17 protein-coding genes are annotated in these 18486 nt (G+C 65.5%); 8 read left to right on the plus strand and 9 right to left on the minus strand.

Translation table 11 applies throughout. The features are described 5' to 3' along the window. Positions 1–132 precede the first annotated feature (132 nt). Entirely contained in the window at positions 133–1464 is a 1332-nt protein-coding gene (locus CH294_RS23185; RefSeq protein WP_032403291.1) for an RNA polymerase sigma factor, read from the plus strand. A 73-nt stretch (positions 1465–1537) separates the two neighbouring features. On the opposite strand, the gene CH294_RS23190 is transcribed toward CH294_RS23185, so the two are convergent. Both CH294_RS23190 and CH294_RS23195 read right to left on the minus strand, forming a co-directional pair. Then, positions 1538–1897, minus strand: a complete 360-nt coding sequence (locus CH294_RS23190) for a DUF952 domain-containing protein (RefSeq protein ID WP_094739149.1) — start codon at positions 1895–1897, stop codon at positions 1538–1540. A 28-nt stretch (positions 1898–1925) separates the two neighbouring features. Continuing rightward, positions 1926–2855 carry an EamA family transporter gene (locus tag CH294_RS23195; protein ID WP_052058625.1) on the minus strand — a complete coding sequence of 310 codons (930 nt, stop codon included), beginning with the start codon at positions 2853–2855 and terminating at the stop codon, positions 1926–1928. Positions 2856–3088: 233 nt separating this feature from the next. Here CH294_RS23195 and CH294_RS23200 point away from each other — a divergent pair, with 233 nt between their 5' ends. Then, positions 3089–3283 (plus strand): hypothetical protein, encoded by a 195-nt coding sequence (locus CH294_RS23200; protein WP_032377734.1) that lies wholly within the window; start codon positions 3089–3091, stop codon positions 3281–3283. A gap of 94 nt (positions 3284–3377) precedes the next feature. Here the strand turns inward: CH294_RS23200 and CH294_RS23205 are convergent, their stop codons facing one another. Then, positions 3378–5114: a DEAD/DEAH box helicase gene (locus CH294_RS23205; RefSeq protein WP_032403290.1), complete on the minus strand. Its 1737-nt coding sequence runs from the start codon at positions 5112–5114 to the stop codon at positions 3378–3380. 189 nt (positions 5115–5303) lie between these two features. On the opposite strand from CH294_RS23205, the gene CH294_RS23210 reads away from it, so the two are divergent. Further along, positions 5304–6371, plus strand: a complete 1068-nt coding sequence (locus tag CH294_RS23210; protein WP_052058624.1) for a YihY/virulence factor BrkB family protein — start codon at positions 5304–5306, stop codon at positions 6369–6371. Between the two features lie 4 nt (positions 6372–6375). Here the strand turns inward: CH294_RS23210 and CH294_RS23215 are convergent, their stop codons facing one another. Continuing rightward, positions 6376–6612 carry a DUF3039 domain-containing protein gene (locus CH294_RS23215; RefSeq protein ID WP_032378432.1) on the minus strand — a complete coding sequence of 79 codons (237 nt, stop codon included), beginning with the start codon at positions 6610–6612 and terminating at the stop codon, positions 6376–6378. Positions 6613–6705: 93 nt separating this feature from the next. Between CH294_RS23215 and CH294_RS23220 the strand changes: the two genes are divergently transcribed. The 3 genes from CH294_RS23220 to CH294_RS23230 all read left to right on the plus strand — a co-directional run bounded on the left by CH294_RS23220 (position 6706) and on the right by CH294_RS23230 (position 9754). Next, a complete protein-coding gene (locus tag CH294_RS23220; RefSeq protein WP_032377732.1) occupies positions 6706–7074 on the plus strand; it encodes a DUF3099 domain-containing protein in 369 nt (122 codons plus the stop codon). 34 nt (positions 7075–7108) lie between these two features. Further along, complete coding sequence (locus CH294_RS23225; protein ID WP_094739150.1) at positions 7109–8602, plus strand: methyltransferase; 1494 nt, start codon at positions 7109–7111, stop codon at positions 8600–8602. A gap of 180 nt (positions 8603–8782) precedes the next feature. After that, positions 8783–9754 (plus strand): sigma-70 family RNA polymerase sigma factor, encoded by a 972-nt coding sequence (locus CH294_RS23230; protein ID WP_032377730.1) that lies wholly within the window; start codon positions 8783–8785, stop codon positions 9752–9754. A gap of 127 nt (positions 9755–9881) precedes the next feature. Here the strand turns inward: CH294_RS23230 and CH294_RS23235 are convergent, their stop codons facing one another. Next, positions 9882–12539 carry a bifunctional GNAT family N-acetyltransferase/acetate--CoA ligase family protein gene (locus CH294_RS23235; RefSeq protein WP_094739199.1) on the minus strand — a complete coding sequence of 886 codons (2658 nt, stop codon included), beginning with the start codon at positions 12537–12539 and terminating at the stop codon, positions 9882–9884. Positions 12540–12606: 67 nt separating this feature from the next. Then, positions 12607–13875, minus strand: coding sequence for an acetoin utilization protein AcuC (locus CH294_RS23240; protein WP_052058623.1), 1269 nt, complete (start codon positions 13873–13875; stop codon positions 12607–12609). 185 nt (positions 13876–14060) lie between these two features. On the opposite strand from CH294_RS23240, the gene CH294_RS23245 reads away from it, so the two are divergent. Beyond that, positions 14061–14747 (plus strand): metal-dependent transcriptional regulator, encoded by a 687-nt coding sequence (locus CH294_RS23245; protein WP_032403288.1) that lies wholly within the window; start codon positions 14061–14063, stop codon positions 14745–14747. A gap of 45 nt (positions 14748–14792) precedes the next feature. Then, positions 14793–15773: a UDP-glucose 4-epimerase GalE gene (galE, locus tag CH294_RS23250; protein ID WP_032403287.1), complete on the plus strand. Its 981-nt coding sequence runs from the start codon at positions 14793–14795 to the stop codon at positions 15771–15773. Positions 15774–15789: 16 nt separating this feature from the next. On the opposite strand, the gene CH294_RS23255 is transcribed toward galE, so the two are convergent. The 3 genes from CH294_RS23255 to CH294_RS23265 form a co-directional block, all read right to left on the minus strand. Then, positions 15790–16899 carry a DUF4192 domain-containing protein gene (locus CH294_RS23255; RefSeq protein WP_094739151.1) on the minus strand — a complete coding sequence of 370 codons (1110 nt, stop codon included), beginning with the start codon at positions 16897–16899 and terminating at the stop codon, positions 15790–15792. A gap of 149 nt (positions 16900–17048) precedes the next feature. Beyond that, positions 17049–17756, minus strand: a complete 708-nt coding sequence (locus tag CH294_RS23260) for a DUF5642 family protein (protein WP_094739152.1) — start codon at positions 17754–17756, stop codon at positions 17049–17051. A 111-nt stretch (positions 17757–17867) separates the two neighbouring features. Next, positions 17868–18486: MBL fold metallo-hydrolase (locus CH294_RS23265; protein WP_094739153.1), on the minus strand; the 619-nt coding region annotated here is incomplete at its 5' end.

Consider the following 18486-nt stretch of genomic DNA (forward strand, 5'->3'; position numbering starts at 1 on the left):
GGGTCGGTAACAAACTCCTGAGAGGTCGTTACAATGGTGTGTGCCGGTACGCAGCCGGCCAGAATCCGAAGACCTCTCCGCCGGAAACAACTCTGGCGTGACGCCGCACGACTTCGTCACGAAAGGGCGTACGTGGCAGCCACCGATATCCGTCAGACCGTAGATTCCGAGACCGAGTCTGCGGCACCTGCACCTGCTGTCAAGGCACCCGCTGCGAAGGCACCGGCAAAGAAGGCTCCGGCAAAGCGCGCCGCAGCCAAGAAGGCACCGGCGAAGAAAGCCGCAGCGAAGAAGACAGCAGCAACTCCCGCTACCGGGGACGACGCCGATGAGAGCGCACCCGGAATCGAGGACATCGACATCTCCGAAGGCGACCTGGCTGCTGCCGCCAACGATGTCGTCGAGGTCGTCGCTGCCGGTGACGACACCGAAGAGGACGCCACCAGCGAGCCGACCGCCGAGGACAAGGCGTCGGGCGACTTCGTGTGGGACGAGGAGGAATCCGAGGCGCTGCGCCAGGCCCGTAAGGATGCCGAGCTCACCGCGTCGGCAGACTCCGTCCGCGCATACCTCAAGCAGATCGGCAAGGTCGCCCTCCTCAACGCGGAGGAAGAAGTCGAACTGGCCAAGCGCATCGAGGCAGGCCTGTTCGCAGTCGAGAAGATGCGCGAGTCCGCGGAGAAGGGCGAGAAGCTCCCCGTCGCGCAGCGTCGAGACATGACGTGGATCTGCCGTGACGGCAATCGCGCCAAGAACCATCTGCTCGAAGCCAACCTTCGACTCGTCGTCTCGCTGGCCAAGCGCTACACCGGTCGCGGCATGGCCTTCCTCGACCTGATTCAGGAGGGCAACCTCGGTCTCATTCGCGCGGTCGAGAAGTTCGACTACACCAAGGGCTACAAGTTCTCCACATACGCCACCTGGTGGATCCGACAGGCCATCACTCGGGCCATGGCCGATCAGGCCCGCACGATCCGTATCCCGGTTCACATGGTCGAGGTCATCAACAAGCTCGGCCGCATCCAACGCGAATTGCTTCAGGATCTGGGCCGCGAGCCCACTCCCGAAGAGCTCGCCAAGGAAATGGACATCACGCCCGAGAAGGTGCTGGAGATCCAGCAGTACGCGCGGGAGCCGATCTCCCTCGACCAGACCATCGGTGACGAGGGCGACAGCCAGCTCGGTGATTTCATCGAGGACTCCGAGGCCGTCGTTGCCGTCGACGCAGTGTCGTTCACGCTGCTGCAGGACCAGCTCCAGTCGGTACTCGAGACCCTGTCCGAGCGTGAAGCCGGCGTGGTTCGTCTGCGCTTCGGCCTCACCGACGGCCAGCCGCGCACCCTCGACGAGATCGGACAGGTGTACGGGGTCACCCGTGAGCGAATCCGCCAGATCGAATCGAAGACGATGTCCAAGCTGCGTCACCCGTCCCGTTCACAGGTCTTGCGCGACTACCTGGACTGAGTGACCCGATTCACCGAACGACGACCGTCGATCCTCGCGATCGGCGGTCTTCGTCGTCTGGGCACGGTGGTCGTCACATAGGCGGTGCTACGAAGGTTCCGTCCGGCCCGGGCCGATAGTCGAGCACTGCCGTGACGGCCGCGATCGGTAGCGGTCCGTACAGATGTGGAAAGCGCATCGACTCCGGATCGGACGGCACGCCGGGTTCCCATCGAACGGGTGCATTCAGTCGAGCCGGATCCAGACGGAGCAGAACCAGATCCTCACGCCCCGGGAACAGTCGATTTGCAGGTAGATGCACTTGCTGCGGCGTCGACAGGTGAACGAAGCCCACCTCGCCGTACGAGTCCGGTACGTATTGGGCCTGCCCCCGCATCGACAACCACTCCCCTGCGGTGCAGATGTGAACGAGGTCGTCCTGCTTACTGGTCACCGTTTCATTCTGCCGGGTGGAGCCCCCGTCAGGGCGGCGGAACGTCGACAACACCGCGATCTCTGCCGGATGGGAGCCCACCGACGACCACTGCCGCGATGACAGCCACGATTCCGACAGCCTCCAGGGTCGTGGGAATCTGAGTCAGCACCACCGCACCGACCACCGTGGCCGTCGCCGGGAGAAGCGCCAGCAGCAGAGCGAATCGGGCCCTTCCGACTCGCACCAGGACGTACTGATCGAGAACGTACGGAACCACGCTCGACAGCAGACCCACGCCCAACCCAAGAACCCAGATCCGCCAGTCCCCCAGAGCATCGGCATGAGCCAGCGCAAACGGCCCGAACAACGGCACGGCCAGAATCACCGACGCGATGCCGAACCCGGCCGCCATGTCGTCGAGACCCTGACCTGCATCGGCAACGGACTTACCCAGGACGATGTAGGCGGCCCACAACGCCGCCGAGCCCAGCGCGAATGCAATTCCCACGAGGCCCACTTCGCCGCCCTCGAACTGCGCGGAGGCGATGGCACCGACGCCGGCGACGACCAGGAGTAGCGCACACACGTCGGCCGGCTTCCTCGACCCGGCTGCTGCAACCGCGATGGGCCCGAGAAACTCGATGGCTACCGCCGCGCCCAGCGGTAGCCGGGCGATGGCCTCGTAGAACATCGCGTTCATGCCGATCGTCGCACCGCCGAATGCAGCTGCCGTACACAGTCGCCGCACGGACCACGTGCCGCCCGCACCGGCGCGGTGCCGCCAGGGCCGCCGCCAGATCACCAACACCAGCGCCGCACCGAAACCACGCAGCCACGCCACCGCGGCCGGATCGACGGTGTCGAACAAGAACACACCGATCGCCGCACCGACGTACATGCACACCGCACCGATCACGAACAGCGACGGAATACCCAGCTTCGATGCGCCGGACAGCGAATGAGAAGTCGAAGCCACAACGGCGACCCTACTGCCGCGGCTCGCTGCGAGCCGTGTCTGCTCTCAGCGAACAGATTTCACGGCGTTCCAGCTCGTGAGGCATGTTTCGTGTTAGTGACAACACAAAGAAACGCGCTCGGGAACAACGCATGACCGCCATACGTCTGACAGAGTGAACGAACCGCGCCATACCGACGCGGCGGACCGGCCCCAGGCGAACGGGACAACCCGCAAGCCAGTACGGAGGAGTCATGCCCGGAACATTGACCAGCCCACAATTGACAGCAGCGGACCGGTGCGACCGGTGCGGTGCAGGGGCTCGCGCGCGTGTCGTGCTCTCGACCGGTGGAGAACTTCTCTTCTGCGGTCACCACGCCGCCGAGCACGAAGCCCGTCTGCGTGAAGTGAACGCAACGGTGATGACCGAATCGGACTCCACGGTGTAATCCACCGAGACGTCGGGGGAAACAGGTTCGCCACGATCGAATCTCACGGAAAAGCGGACGGTCTTCGGACCGTCCGCTTTTTCGTGCGCTCGCTCTACATCTTTCGCAACTGGGCGATCCGCTCGCCCAATTGATCGGCCGACGCCATCGCCGTCGGCGGGCCGCCGCAGATGCGTCGCAGATCGCCGTGAATCACGCCGTGCGGCTTTCCGGTGCGATGGTGGTACACCGCAACCAAACTGTTCAGTTCACGCCTCAGGCCGGCCAGCTGGCCCGCACTGGCGGCCCTGTCGTTGACGACGGGAGGGGCCGGAACGGCCGGGCCCGCCGCGGGCTTGTCGATCTGTTCCTGCTGACGCTGACGCAGCAGGTCCCGCATCTGCGTGGCGTCGAGCAGACCGGGCAGCCCGAGGTAATCCGCTTCCTCGTCGCTGCCCGAGAACGTCGCGGTTCCGAACGAGGATCCGTCGTAGATGACCTGGTCGAGTTCGGCGTCCGCGCCCAGGGAGGTGTACGCCTTCTCCTCCTCGCCGAGTTCGTCCTTCTGCTTGTTCGCATCGGCCAGGAGCTCGTCGTCGAATCCGTCCTTCTCGCGGTGCGGCTTGCCGAGAATGTGGTCACGCTGCGCCTCGAGCTGAGATGCCAGATCCAACAGCACCGGTACCGACGGCAGGAAGACACTCGCCGTCTCCCCCTTACGCCGCGAACGCACGAATCGACCGATCGCCTGCGCGAAGTACAGCGGAGTCGACGCACTGGTCGCGTACACGCCGACGGCCAGACGCGGAACGTCGACGCCCTCGGACACCATGCGAACGGCAACCATCCACCGCTGGTCACTCTTGCCGAACTCGGCGATCCGAGCCGAGGACGTGGGATCGTCCGAGAGGACGATGGCCGGCGTCTCCCCCGTGATCACCTCGATGAGCTTCGCGTATGCCCGCGCCACCGTCTGATCGGTGGCGATCACGAGCCCGCCCGCGTCGGGCATTCCGCCCGCGCGCAGCTGAGCCAACCGTGTGTTGGCAGCCAACAACACTGCGGGCATCCAGTCGCCCTGCGGGTCGAGTGCCGTCCGCCATGCCCGCGCGGTCTGCTCGGCACTGAGCGGTTCACCCAGTCGGGCGGTGTATTCCTCACCCGCGCTGTCTCGCCAACGCGCCTCGCCGGAATACGCAAGAAACACCACCGGTCGAACGACGCCGTCGGCCAACGCGTCGGAATATCCGTACGCGTGGTCCGCCTTGGACCGCATCAACCCGTCCTGGTCCGGTTCGTAGTTGACGAACGGAATGGGACTGTCGTCGCTACGGAACGGCGTACCGGTCAGAGCGAGACGTCGCGTCGCGTCGCCGAAGGCCTCGCGAATGCCTTCTCCCCAGCTCTTCGCATCGCCGCCGTGGTGAATCTCGTCGAGGATCACGAGGGTCTTGCGCGCTTCGGTGCGCACCCGATGCTTGAACGGATGCGAGGCGATCTGTGCGTACGTCACGACCACGCCGTGATAGTCGCTGGACGTCTGACCGGTCGAGTTCGAGAAGCGTGAGTCCAGAGCGATCCCCACCCTCGCCGCCGACTCCGCCCACTGATGCTTGAGGTGCTCGGTCGGTGCCACGACGGTCACCTGATCGACCGTGCGATGGGCCAGCAACTCCGCAGCCACGCGCAGAGCGAACGTCGTCTTACCCGCGCCCGGTGTCGCGACGGCCAGAAAGTCCTTCGGTGAGGCCACCAGGTACTTCGTCAGCGCACGCCGCTGCCACGCGCGCAGCGGCGCTCCCCCGCTCACGGGGGCAGCTGCCTGCTCGGATTGTGGTGTGGGATCGAACATGTCAGCGCTCACTGGCCGCCGGTTCCTGGCATCGATGTACTTCCTCGCGCTCTCGGTAGCCCTGCAGTGTCCGCCGTGGAGCCTATCGCTCCACACCGACCGATCCCGCATCGCTGGGGTGAACCGGACGCGACACGGCGGGTCGGTCGTTAGGCGAAGACGCCTTTCGTCAGGAATGCTGGAGAGACCATGAGTGAGTCAACAGGCACAACGCCGACACCGGAGCGGTTGTCGGCGAGAAAGCCGATACGTGCGGTGTGGAAAGTGACTCTGCGCACCCTGAGCAAAGCGTGGGACGACTCGATCTTCAGCAAGGCCGCCACGGCAGCGTTCTGGCAGACCCTCTCGCTGCCGCCGCTCCTTCTCGGTGTGCTGGGCAGCCTGGGATTCGTCGGTGGATGGTTCGGCCCCAACACCGTCGACATCATCGAGTCCAAGATCATCACCTTCAGCAACACGCTCTTCAGCAGCAGCGTTGTCGATCAGATCATCGCTCCGACCGTTCGAGACGTCCTCGCGCAGGGAAGCGGCGAGATCGTCTCGGTGGGTTTTTTGCTCTCGCTGTGGGCCGGCTCGTCGGCGATCTCGACGTTCGTGGACTCCATCGTCGAAGCGCACGGACAGGCCGACGCGCGAAATCCCGTCTGGCAAAGGTTCTTCGCCCTGCTTCTCTACGTCGGCTTTCTCGTCATCGCGGTGTTCGTGCTCCCACTCGTCGCGCTCGGACCGGTGTACGTCCAGCAGATTTTGCCCGATTCGTGGATCACGTTCGGCAGCGAACTGATCGACTTCTTCTACTACCCGGCCGTCGGTCTGCTGCTGATCATCGGTCTGACCACGCTGTACAAGCTCGCCCTGCACACCTCGCTGCCGTGGCACCGACTGCTCGGTGGGGCTCTGCTCGCAGGCGTGTTCTTCATGATCGCCAGCGCGGTGCTCCGCCGATACCTCACCTGGGTGACGAGCACGGGGTACACCTACGGCGCGCTGGCCACGCCGATCGCATTCTTGCTGTTCACGTTCTTCCTCGGCTTCGCCGTCGTTCTCGGAGCCGAGTTCAACGCCACTATTCAGGAGTTCTGGCCGGCCCGGGCAACTCGAATGGACCAGATGCGCGAGTGGATCGCGGCGCAGGCAGCGACCGACGACAAGCCGTCGGGACCGGTGACGGCCGTTGCTCGACGGCTCGCCACGGGACCGATCAAGCTGGCCGGAGATCGTGGCCGGCCGGATCGCCGCGAGCCCACCGCCGAGTAGGTCGTCACTCGCCTTTCTTCAGGCCCTCGTAGATCTTCTTGCAGTCGGGGCACACGGGAGATCCGGGCTTCGCGGACTTGGTGACAGGAAACACCTCACCGCACAGGGCGACCACGTGTGTACCCATCACGGCGCTCTCGGCGATCTTGTTCTTCTTCACGTAGTGGAAGAACTTCGGCCGGTCGTCCTCGGTGGTCTCGTCCGGCGCAATGTCGGGACGGTCCTTCGTCTGAGTGCTCATGGACACAGATTAATCCGTGGATCCACAGCAAGGGGTAACCGGTTCCACAGCTCGTCGTATGCATTCTGTGAGCGGTAGTGCCACAGTGGAGGTATGACGAGAACCCCAGGGTTCGACGGCAGCGCGTACAGCGACTCGCCGGATGGGCCTGTACTGATCACCGAGGCACAGCAGTCGGTCGAAGAGCAGCACAAGAAGCGTGTACGCAAGTACATGTTCATCATGTCCTTTCGAATCCCGGCGTTGGTGTTGGCTGCCCTCGCCTACGGAATGTGGATGAATCCGTGGATCTCCATGGCGATCGTCGGAGTGTCCATTCCGCTGCCGTGGATGGCGGTGTTGATCGCCAACGATCGACCGCCCCGCACGAAGGACGAAATGAGCCGGTACGACTACCGAACCGTGGACAAGCCACAGCTGGAATCGAGCAACCACCGAGTGATCGAACCGGGCGACGACTGACGCCTGCCCAGAGTGCCGATGCGACACTTGCGTTGTGACTGCACCGACTTCCACACCCCCGCTGATCGCCGCATGCTCGCAACTCCGGGAGGCCTTCGAGCGAACCGGGTACGACGCGGACGGCGTCCTGACGATGCTCGGCGACGACGCTCACGCGGCACTCGGACGCAGTGAGCCGGTTCCGGTCCGCAACGCCAGCCGAAATTCCGGCCCATTGGGCGTTCTGGTGCGCCTCTTCCTTCTCGTCGACGACTGCCCCGAGTCCGACGTCGCCGACGCCATCGCACCCTTGAGCGTCGCCGACGCCGTGGCGGCCGGCATTCTCCACCGCTCCGGATCAGCAGTGCGGACGTTGCTCGACATTCGACCGCTCGATGCCGGACACGGCACTCGGTGGATCGTCTCGGATCCGGACGGCAGCATGCGGGTGGCAGAGACCGCGGCCGACCACGTCTTGGGCGTCGGCCAGGCATCGCTGTCACTGCTCCGGGGGACGCCCACGTCCCCGGTCTCGACCGTTCTGGACGTCGGCACCGGCTGCGGCGTCCAGGCCGTCCATGCGTGCGGCTACGCCGAGCAGGTGACCGCAACCGACATCAGCCCGAGATCCATGGATCTCGCGGCCGCGACGATGGCGCTCAACGGCCTCGAGGTCGAGCTGCTGCACGGATCGTGGTTCGAGCCGGTGGCAGGGCGCCGGTTCGATCGCATCGTGGCCAACCCACCGTTCGTCGTCGGACGCGCCGAAGTGCAGCATTCCTATCGTGATTCCGGCCTCGATCTCGACGGTGCAAGCGCACTGATGATCGGGCAGGCCCCGGAGCACCTGGCCCCGGGCGGCACGGCTGCCATCCTGGCCTCCTGGGTCCATGTCAGAGGTGAGGACTGGCGCGCGCGGGTGGCGTCGTGGCTGCCTGCACACGGGGTCGACGCCTGGGTGGTCGAACGCGACGTCGCCGATCCGGCTCTCTACGTCGGTACCTGGATGCGCGACGGTGGCCTCGACCCCCGCGATCCCGACGCGGCCGCAGTTGCGCAGTCCTGGCTCGACCACTTCGCTGCCGCCGACGTGGAGGGAATCGGTTTCGGCTTCGTCTATCTCCGCCGTACCGATACACCGACCGATCTTCTCGCCGAGGAACTCACCCATGGCTTCTCGGACCCTCTCGGTAACGAATCGATCGAGTACTTCGCGCGGTTGGACTGGCTGCGCAAGCACGACATTCTCGATTCGGTACTCACTCTGGACCCGAACACTGCACTCGAACGCGTCTACCTACCCGGCGACGAGGGTTGGGCTCCGGTGGCGGTGCGGGTTCATCGCGGCAACGGCCCGCAATGGCAGCACGACGTCGACGAACTCGGTGCGGCATTGCTCGCCGGGCTCCGACCCGATGGTCTGCCGGTCGGTGAACTGGTCGAGTTGCTCGCTGCCGCGCACGACGAAGACCCCGAAGATCTGGCTGCGCACGCCGTGACGATGATGCAGGGGCTCGTCCGGCACGGGCTGGTTCGGCCGGCCCGATGAGACCGCCGCGGAGTGCCTCGCGCGAGGCGCTGTTCCCACCGGTCTCAGTTCTCAGCAACTTCTCAGGACGACCATGACGTAATCCCTGGTCACACGGGTATCAGAAGGATCGGCGTGGGAACTTATCGGAGTCTCCCGAGCGTTGAACCTTGTGAGACACCACCGACCAGGAGGCAAGTCATGACCAGCCCCAGCACCACGATTCGTCCACGGCCCACCGATGCCGATCTGGACGCCCAGAGCCCGGCAGCCGATCTCGTTCGCGTTTACCTCAACGGGATCGGTCGTACGGCGCTGCTGACGGCTGCCGAAGAAGTCGATCTCGCAAAGAGGATCGAGGCTGGTCTGTACGCCAAGCAGGTTCTCGAGAACACCAAGCGTCTGAGCGCGGTCAAGAAGCGCAACCTCGCCATCATCGTTCGCGACGGTAGCGCCGCGCGGAGCCACCTGCTCGAAGCGAATCTTCGCCTGGTCGTCTCTCTTGCCAAGCGCTACACCGGTCGCGGTATGCCCCTGCTCGACCTGATCCAGGAAGGCAACCTGGGTCTGATTCGCGCGATGGAGAAGTTCGACTACGCCAAGGGCTTCAAGTTCTCCACGTACGCGACGTGGTGGATCCGGCAGGCCATCACCCGCGGCATGGCAGATCAGAGCCGCACGATCCGGCTGCCCGTCCACTTGGTGGAACAGGTGAACAAGCTGGCCAGAATCAAGCGCGAGCTCCATCAGCAGCTCGGCCGTGAGGCGACCGACGAGGAGTTGTCGAGCGAATCCGGCATCGCGGTGGAGAAGATCGCCGATCTGCTCGATCACAGCCGCGACCCGGTCAGCCTGGACATGCCGGTCGGCAGCGACGAGGAAGCACCCCTGGGAGACTTCATCGAGGATTCGGAGGCGACGTCGGCCGAGAATGCCGTCATCGCCGGCTTGCTGCACAGCGACGTTCGAGTCGTGCTCGGCACACTCGACGAGCGTGAGCAGCAGGTCATTCGACTCCGCTACGGCCTGGACGACGGGCAGCCCCGCACTCTCGATCAGATCGGCAAGCTGTTCGGTCTCTCCCGTGAGCGTGTTCGTCAGATCGAGCGCGAGGTGATGGTCAAGCTCCGGCAGGGCGACCGCGCCGAGAAGTTGCGGTCCTACGCCAGCTGATCGCAGCCACCGACCGGTGGAGCAGCGGTGACCATCCCCGTTCGCGCCACCTGACGCGGTAGCCGGGCCGACGTTCCCTCCCCCCGGGACGTCGACTCGGCTTCCGTCTTTTCGAAGACTGTCTCGTTCAGCGCAGCCGACGTGGGCCGAGATCCGCCTTGGTCGGTTCGGGCCCGATACGCACGCGCGCATCGGTGATCTGCGCGCCGTCGGCGGAGGCCAGCACCGGCTCGCACGAAATCTCCCGAATATCCGGGATGTCCTCTGCGAGTGCGGATATGCGCTGAACCAGATCGATCAGGGCCTTCTTGTCGACAGGCACCGCATTGCGATAACCGGACAGTAGCGGTGCGGCCTTCGGCGCGTCGATCAGTTGGGCAGCTTCGTCCTCGGTCAGTGGAAGTACCCGAAACGCCCGGTCGCCCAACAGGTCCGAGATGACTCCGGCCAGACCGAACGAGATGAGCGATCCGAACGAGGGGTCGTCCTGGACCCGTACGACGCAGCCGATTCCTTTTACTGCCATCCGCTGCACGTGCAGCAGCGGATCGCCCGAATCGGCCGCCAGATTGCGGTACGCCACCCGCACTGCGGAAGCGTCGGCCATGTCCAGACGAACTCCCCCGAGATCGGGTCGATGCCGCCACCGTTCCCCCGTCGCCTTGACCGCCACCGGGTAGCCCAGTTCGTCGGCTGCCGCCACGGCCTCGTCCTCGTCGGTCACGACGCGGAACGGCACGACCTCGAGCCCGTAGCAGGCAAGCAGTTCTGCGGTCTCGAAATCCGACAGCCAGCGGCCCCGGTTGCCGGCCGAACGCCATCGCTCGACCAGGTTCTTGGCACCCTCGGAATCGATGCTCTTGGGCCGAACCAGGTTCGACACCGGTCGCGAACGCCACGCGGAGTAGCGCCAGGCCGCGGCCAGAGCAGCAACCGCCCGTTCCGGGCTCGAATACGAGGGAACCGAACCACGAATCGGATGACCGCTCGGTCCCCGCACGGCCAGTACGTCGGGAATCCCCTCGGTGGCGAGAAACGTCGACAGCACGGGCTTGTCGGATCCACGAACGGCGTTTCCCAGAGTTGTCGCGAACGGTTCGACCTCGACGGCAACCGGAGGTACGAACACGACGATGACGGCATCGATGTCCGACGCAGCCAATGCCGCCGAGACGGCCTCGGCGAAATTCTCGGGACCGGCTTGTGGGCCGACGTCGATCGGGGTGCTCGCATGCAACCCCTTGGCCCGCGCAGCATCGACCGCCAGCACACCGAGCGCCGTCGAGTTGCCGACGACTGCGACCCTCGGTCCGACCGGCAGAGGCTGATTACCGAACAGGACTGCGCAGTCGAACAATTCCGAGATGGTATCGACCTGGATGACACCTGCCTGTGCGAACAGAGCGCGCACGATCGAATCGTCGATATCGGCGCCGATCGCATGTGCTGGCGGAACGGCTCCGCGTCCGCTCTTTACAGCGATGATGGGTTTGCTGCGCGCCACCCGGCGGGCGATTCTGGTGAACTTTCTCGGGTTACCGAAGCTCTCGAGGTACAGCAGAATCACCTCGGTTGCCGGGTCCGAGTCCCAGTACTGCAGCAGATCGTTGCCGGACACGTCGGCTCGGTTGCCTGCCGAGACGAATGTCGAGAGACCGAGCCTGCGGTTGGCGGCCTCGTCCAGGATCGCGATGCCGAGAGCGCCGGACTGGCAGAAGAAACCGACGTTGCCGGGCGTCGGTAGATGCGGAGCGAGAGTGGCGTTCAACCCGAACTCGGGGTCGGTGTTCGCCACTCCCAGCGCATTGGGCCCGATCAATCGCATCCCGTGCGCCCTCGCTGCGAGTACCAATCTGCGCTCGCTCTCCTGCCCCGCAGGCCCCGTCTCGCCGAATCCACCCGACACCACCAGCAGTGCTTTCACACCTTTGTCCAGACAGTCGTCGAGTACCGCGTCGATGGCGTCGGCCGGAACCGCTGCGATCGCGAGGTCGACCGGGTCGGGAATGTCGTGCACCGTGGCGTACGCACGAACGCCGCGGACCGACCGGTGGTCTGCATTGACCGGATAGACCGGTCCGGTGAAGTTGCCGGCCAGGAGATTGGCGAGCACCGCGTTGCCCACCTTCGAGCTGTCCGTCGACGCTCCGATGACGGCCACCGACCGGGGGCTGAGCACGTTGCGTACGCTGCGGGCCTCGGCGGCGCGCTCACGTGAATTGCGCACCGAGAGCAGTGCCTCGCTCGGATCGATGGCAAATTCCAGCCGCAGCACCCCACCCTCGAAGGACCTGCTGACCTGGTAGCCCGCTTCCCGGAAGACCGTGACCATGTTCCGGTTCTCGGCGAGCACCTCGGCGACGAACATGTTGACCCCGTTCTCGGCGGCGGCTCCGGCGAGATGCTCGAGCAGGATCGGTCCGAGTCCGCGGCCTTGGTGTGCGTCGGCAACGACGAAGGCCACTTCGGCCGAGTTGCCGTCGCCCTCGGGCAGACGTTCGTATCGGCCGACCGCAATGATGTCGTCGCCGAGTACGGCCACGAACGCAACGCGGTCGTGGTGATCGACGGTGGTGAAGTTGAGCACGTCCCGCTGAGGCATTGTGGGGTACGGACCGAAATATCGGAGGTACCTCGTCCGTTCGGACAGTCGACCGTGGAAGGCGACGATCCGCTCGGAGTCCGACGGGACGATGGGACGAAGATGCACGACGCCACCGTCGGAGGTCAGTACGTCGGCAACCCAGTGGCGCGGGAACGACGTTTCCGCGCGCTCTCGTGCCAGGTCCTGCGCGCTGGGCTCCGCGGCAGGTTCGTCGGACGAGGAGTTCGACGACGAGGTGCCGGTCCGATCAGTCACGCGGGTCCTCCGGATCGAGGCCGAGCAGCGGAAACACTGCCCGGCGGGTGGCTGTGATCGCCGAGTCGACGCGTTCGAGCGCCCGGTCGGTGCCGTCGGTTCCGGCGAGAGACCCACCGGGTCCGTCCCAGGCGGGATAGTCCACGTCTCCCCCGTCACCCATGGTCTGCGGGAGATCGACACTCGGAGCCATCGTCCGCACTCGGTCACGCCAGGTGTCCGGCAGCGCTGATGTCGGATCGATCTCGCGGCCGAGCGCGGCGGCGATGAGGTACGTCCACGCCCGCGGAACCACACGTACGAGGCCGTATCCGCCGCCGCCGACGGCCAACCATCTGCCCTCGCAGTGCTTGTCGGCGAGATCGCGCATGGCCAGGAACGCAGCATTCTGGCCGTCGACGGTCAGGGCGAGATCCGCGAGGGGATCCTCGCGGTGGCTGTCCACACCGCATTGGCTGACGATGATCTGGGGCCGGAACGCCCCGACGGCACCGGGCACGATCGCATGGAACGCGCGCAACCACAACCGATCCGCGGTGCCCGGCAGCAACGGGACGTTGATCGAGGTTCCTTCGCCGCGTTCGGTTCCCACCTCGGTCGACCAACCGGTGTTCGGCCACAACGTCGCTGGATGTTGGTGCAGGGAGACGGTGAGCACGCGGGGGTCGCCGAGAAATGCTGCCTGGACGCCGTCACCGTGATGGGCGTCGACGTCGATGTAGGCAATTCTGTCGAATCCGTTGTCCAGCAACCACGAGATGGCGATCGCGGCATCGTTGTAGACGCAGAAGCCCGAGGCCCAGTCGGCCATGGCATGGTGCATGCCGCCACCGATACTCACCGCGCGGCGGGCACGACCCGACGCGATCTCGCGGGCTGCGGCCAACGAACCGCCGGCCAGCATGGCGCTCGCCTCGTGCATCTGCGGAAACACCGGGTTGTCGTCGGAACCGAGCCCGTGGACGACGTCGTCGGGGTCACGCAGAGCCGGGCCCTGCGACGGTGCCTGTTTGACCGCCTCGATGTAGGCGCTGGTGTGAAATCGCAGCAGCTCGGAATCCGGGGCGGCAGCGGGCTCGACGAGTTCGACTCCCGCGAGCACTCCGATGTCGGTGGCGAGTGCCATGGTCAGATCGAGTCGAGTGGGGTTCATCGGGTGGTCGTCGCTCCACCGGTAGCCGAGGTAGTCCTCGCTCCACACGACGATGTCCTCGGGGCGGTTCGGGATGTACTCGGCGGCGCGTGTCGCCTTGTCAGACATACGGACAAAACTACGTTGTCGGGTGGAATGGTGTGGCACGGTTCCGGTGTTGTGCCGTATGTCCCCCTGTGAGAAGCCACGGGAATCGATGAGCGCCGTTGTGGTGCGCCGCGCCCGTGCCGGTTGGGTGCAGCGCCGATTTCGGGGCGCTGACGGTAGGATCGAGCCCGACGAAGGGGTTGAGTGTGAAGGATCTGGTCGACACCACGGAGATGTACCTCCGGACGATCTACGATTTGGAAGAAGAGGGTGTGATTCCGCTCCGCGCGCGAATCGCCGAGCGGCTCGAACAAAGTGGTCCCACCGTCAGCCAAACTGTCGCGCGGATGGAGCGCGACGGCTTGTTGTCCGTCGCGGGAGACCGGCACCTGGAGCTGACCGAGAAGGGTCGCAGTCTGGCGGTCGCCGTCATGCGCAAGCACCGCTTGGCGGAGCGACTGCTGGTGGACATCATCGGTCTGCGCTGGGAAGACGTACACGCCGAGGCGTGCCGTTGGGAGCACGTGATGAGCGAGGAAGTCGAACGTCGTCTGGTCACCGTGCTGAACAACCCGACCACATCGCCGTACGGAAACCCCATCCCGGGATTGGCCGAGCTCGGTCTCGGTCAGTCGACCCTTGCTCCCGAGGCTCTCATCCGTCTCACCGATGTGCCGGTCGGCCAGCCGACCGCAGTGGTCGTACGCCGTCTGGCCGAGCATGTTCAGTCCGACCCCGAGGTGATCGCACAGCTTCGTGAAGCGGGCGTTGTTCCCGACGCTCGGGTTACAGTCGAAGCCAAGCCCGGGTCCGTCACGATCACCGTGCCAGGGCACAGCGGTGTCGACATATCCGATGAAATGGCACACGCCGTCCAGGTGAAGAGGGTCTGACCTCACACTGCCGGCGGTGCCGCAAGCGTGTGAGGGAGAGCAACAGTGAAGCTTCTGGTTACCGGTGGTGCGGGATACGTCGGCAGTGTCTGTGCAGCCGTGCTCCTCGAGCGCGGCCACGACGTCGTCGTCGTGGACAACCTGTCCACCGGGAACCGGGACGCTGTGCCCGGTGGTGCCACGTTCGTAGAGGGTGACGTCAGAGACGTTGCCGCGGAGGTGCTGAACGGCGGCGGGTTCGACGCCGTACTGCACTTCGCCGCGCAGTCGCTCGTGGGCGAGTCGGTGGTCGCACCCGACAAGTACTGGAGCGGCAACGTGGTCACCACGCTGGCCCTGCTCGACGCGATGCGGGCTTCCGGAACTCCGAAACTGGTGTTCTCCTCGACCGCTGCCACTTACGGCGAACCCGAGAAGACACCGATCACCGAGGACGCTCCTACCCGGCCGACCAATCCCTACGGTGCCACCAAGCTCGCGATCGACCACGCGATCACGTCCTATGCGTCGGCGTACGGTCTCGCCGCCACCAGCCTCCGTTACTTCAACGTCGCCGGTGCCTACAACGGCTTCGGTGAGAATCGCGTTGTCGAGACCCATCTGATTCCGCTCGTGCTGCAGGTTGCGCTCGGGCAACGCGAGAAAATCTCGGTGTTCGGCACCGACTGGCCCACCCCCGACGGCACCGCAGTCCGGGACTACATCCACGTCGCGGACCTCGCCGAGGCGCACATCCTTGCGGTCGACGCGGCGCAGCCGGGTGAGCACACCATCTACAACCTCGGTAGCGGTACCGGATTCTCCGTACACGAGGTCATCTCGTCCTGCGAGAGGGTCACCGGCCTGCCCATCACCGTCGAACACGCTCCCCGACGCGCGGGCGATCCTGCCGTTCTCATCGCCTCCAGTGCACGAGCGATGGAGGAGCTGAAGTGGTCGCCGGAGCTGACCGATCTCGATCGAATCGTCGCCGACGCCTGGGCCTTTCTGCAACAGCTCGGCGATCGTTCCCACGCCGCACACTGACGCGCTCACAGCGCCGTCAGCGTCGACCGAACGGATCGCCGGGTAACCGAACGCCGCATGCACGCGCGCACGCGAATCCACTCTCGGCGACTTCGCGAACCAGTTCCGGGCCGGCACCGGCACTGAGCGATCTGTCCAGCAATCGCGCCAGGCTGTATTTCTCGTCCGCTTCCAGGGCCGCATCGATCGCGATACGGGCCATCGGTCCGTCGCCGCGAACGTACGCACTGAACGCCAGAAGCGTTGCAGCGATGGCTCTCTCGCGCCGTGGAAGTACACGGGAGATCATCGCCCAGAATTCCTCGACAAACCCCGCATCGTCGCCGAGAGTCAAGGCAAGCAACGCGTCGCGAACCTGAACCGCGCGGATCGCGACCGCGATCCGAGCAATGTCGACCGGGTCCAGTTCTGTGTCGTACGGGGCCCGCGCGACGTACGACAGGACGGTCGTCAACTCGTCGGTGCCAGAACGTCCGCGGCGACCGAGGCGCGCGATTTCGGCGGCCACGGCCCGTACCGTGCCCTCGGGGCCCGGCGCGATGGTCTCGGCCAACTCGCGCCTCGACCGTCGTACCGAGTATCCGTCGAGAACGCGGGCGACGGTCAGCGGCGACGTCGACGGATCGGATATTCGGCCGTGCCGCTGCGGCCCGGACACCGACCACCACACAGCGGAATCGGCGATCTCCGCCGTCGCAAGGGCCGCACTGAGCTCTATCCCGAACGCCGCAAGGGTGGTGACCAGCTCCCCCACCACAGCCTCGACGTCGAGCAGGTGCGCACCTCTGACGGTCCGGTCGAGTCGGTCGTCGACGAACACCGCAATGACGGCGGGGACGTTCTCCGAGGCGCAGTAGCCGGCCAGATAGCCGATGACGTCGAGCATCTCCGGTGTCGCCCGGGTGCCGCTGCCGGCGCGTCGATCGATGTGCTCACCTGCCAGCACCAGGTCGTGACGCATCGTGGGACCGACGGTCGCGCCGCCGTCCTTCACCGCGATGAGCACGATGGAACGGTGTGGATGGAAGCCGAGCATCGCAGGTACCGCTGCCATCAGATCGCTGGCATCGCCGAGTCGCACGCGGCGAGAGTGGAAGTTGTCGTGAGAATTCGTCGGTGTGTACATGACCCGAAATTCTCGCGGCGCTCTCGTCGGGGAACGCAGCGTGAGCTGGGCTTCCGTACTGCCCTGTGGAGAACGAGCCTTCTGTGGACGAACCGTCCCGCACGCGCAGTTGTGGGCCTATTCTGTCGGCCCCTCCTGCTAGGCGCGCGTCACCCCTGCTTGACCTTCTGCACCGCCGCGGTGAAGAGCTCGTCCAGCGTCATCGCGTCGGGCGTCTCGGAACCGAACGACATGAAGGTGGCCGACACCCGCACGTTGTCGATCTGTGCCATCAGCGTCAGCATCGACTGAGTGACCGCGTCGCCACCGGCTCCCGACGCCACCGTCTGCCGGACGGCCAAGGTGTCGTCCGCATCGATCGGAGGTGCAGGGGTCAACGTGGACGTCACCGTCGAGGTTGCGCCCGATTTGGTGGCCGTCACCTCGCCGCACTGTTCGAGCTGCTCCATTCGGGTCGAGAGCGGCTCGTCGACTGCTGTCAATTCGATGGAGATGGTCGACCGGCTGTCGTTGTCGGTGCCGACGATCATGGCCGTGCCGGTGGGGCCGAAATCCTGATCGGCCGGCTTGCATCCGGCCGGGCTGACCTCGGCTCCGGCCGGTATTCCGCTGAGGTCGGGGGCCGCCTGCGAGATGGCCTGCTGAGGCAACACCAGGGCGTCGTACGGTGCCGGAAAACTCGACGGGTCGATGAGCAGCGTGTTCAGATCCGTTCCCGGCTGCGACGACGTGGTAACGCCGGCGCTGGGTTCGGGGGTTCCCGTGACGGTGGAGCTGCAACCGACCAGCACAAGAGCTGCGATCGCTGCCGAGGTCGCGGCGATGGACAGGCGGGTTCTGCGTGCGGCGGGGCTCACAAGACGTCCTCTTCGGGTCGATGGGACGCCGCAGCACACGCTCCGGCGTCCCACCACTGTCTCATTCCGACCACCTCGAATGCGGCAGGCGGCCTAACGCGGTGTCGGAATTCAGCTGCCGCGGGCGATCCATTCCTCGAGGTGTGGTGCTTCGTCGCCGATGCGGGTTCCGTCTCCGTGTCCGGTGTTGACTCGGGTGTCGGCGGGGAGGGCGAAGAGTCGGTCGCGGATCGACCCGATGATGGTCGGGAAATCCGAGTACGAGCGTCCGGTGGCTCCCGGACCGCCGGAGAACAGGGTGTCGCCGGTGAACAATTCCCCCGCTTCGGGCAGATACAGGCACGTCGATCCGGGTGAATGCCCCGGGGTGTGCAGCGCCAGGATGTCGGTTCCGGCGACGGTGATGCGCTGACCGTCCTCGAGGGTCGAGTGACCGACACCCGGGTGGGTCTGCTCCCACAGCATGTCGTCGGCGGGATGCAGCAGAATCGGCGCATCCAGGGAGTCGGCGAGCTCGGGGGCGACGGTGACGTGGTCGTTGTGTCCGTGCGTGCAGATGACGGCTTTGACCGTGCGGCCGGCGACGGCGTCGATGATCGGGGCTGCGGTGTGGGCGGCGTCGACGATGACGACCTCGTCGTCGTCGCCGATCAGCCAGATGTTGTTCTCGACATCCCAGGTGCCGCCGTCGAGGCTGAACGTTCCTGACGTGACGACGTTCTGGACACGA

The sequence above is a fragment of the Rhodococcus sp. 14-2483-1-1 genome (assembly GCF_002259335.1).
Classification (GTDB): Bacteria; Actinomycetota; Actinomycetes; order Mycobacteriales; family Mycobacteriaceae; genus Rhodococcoides.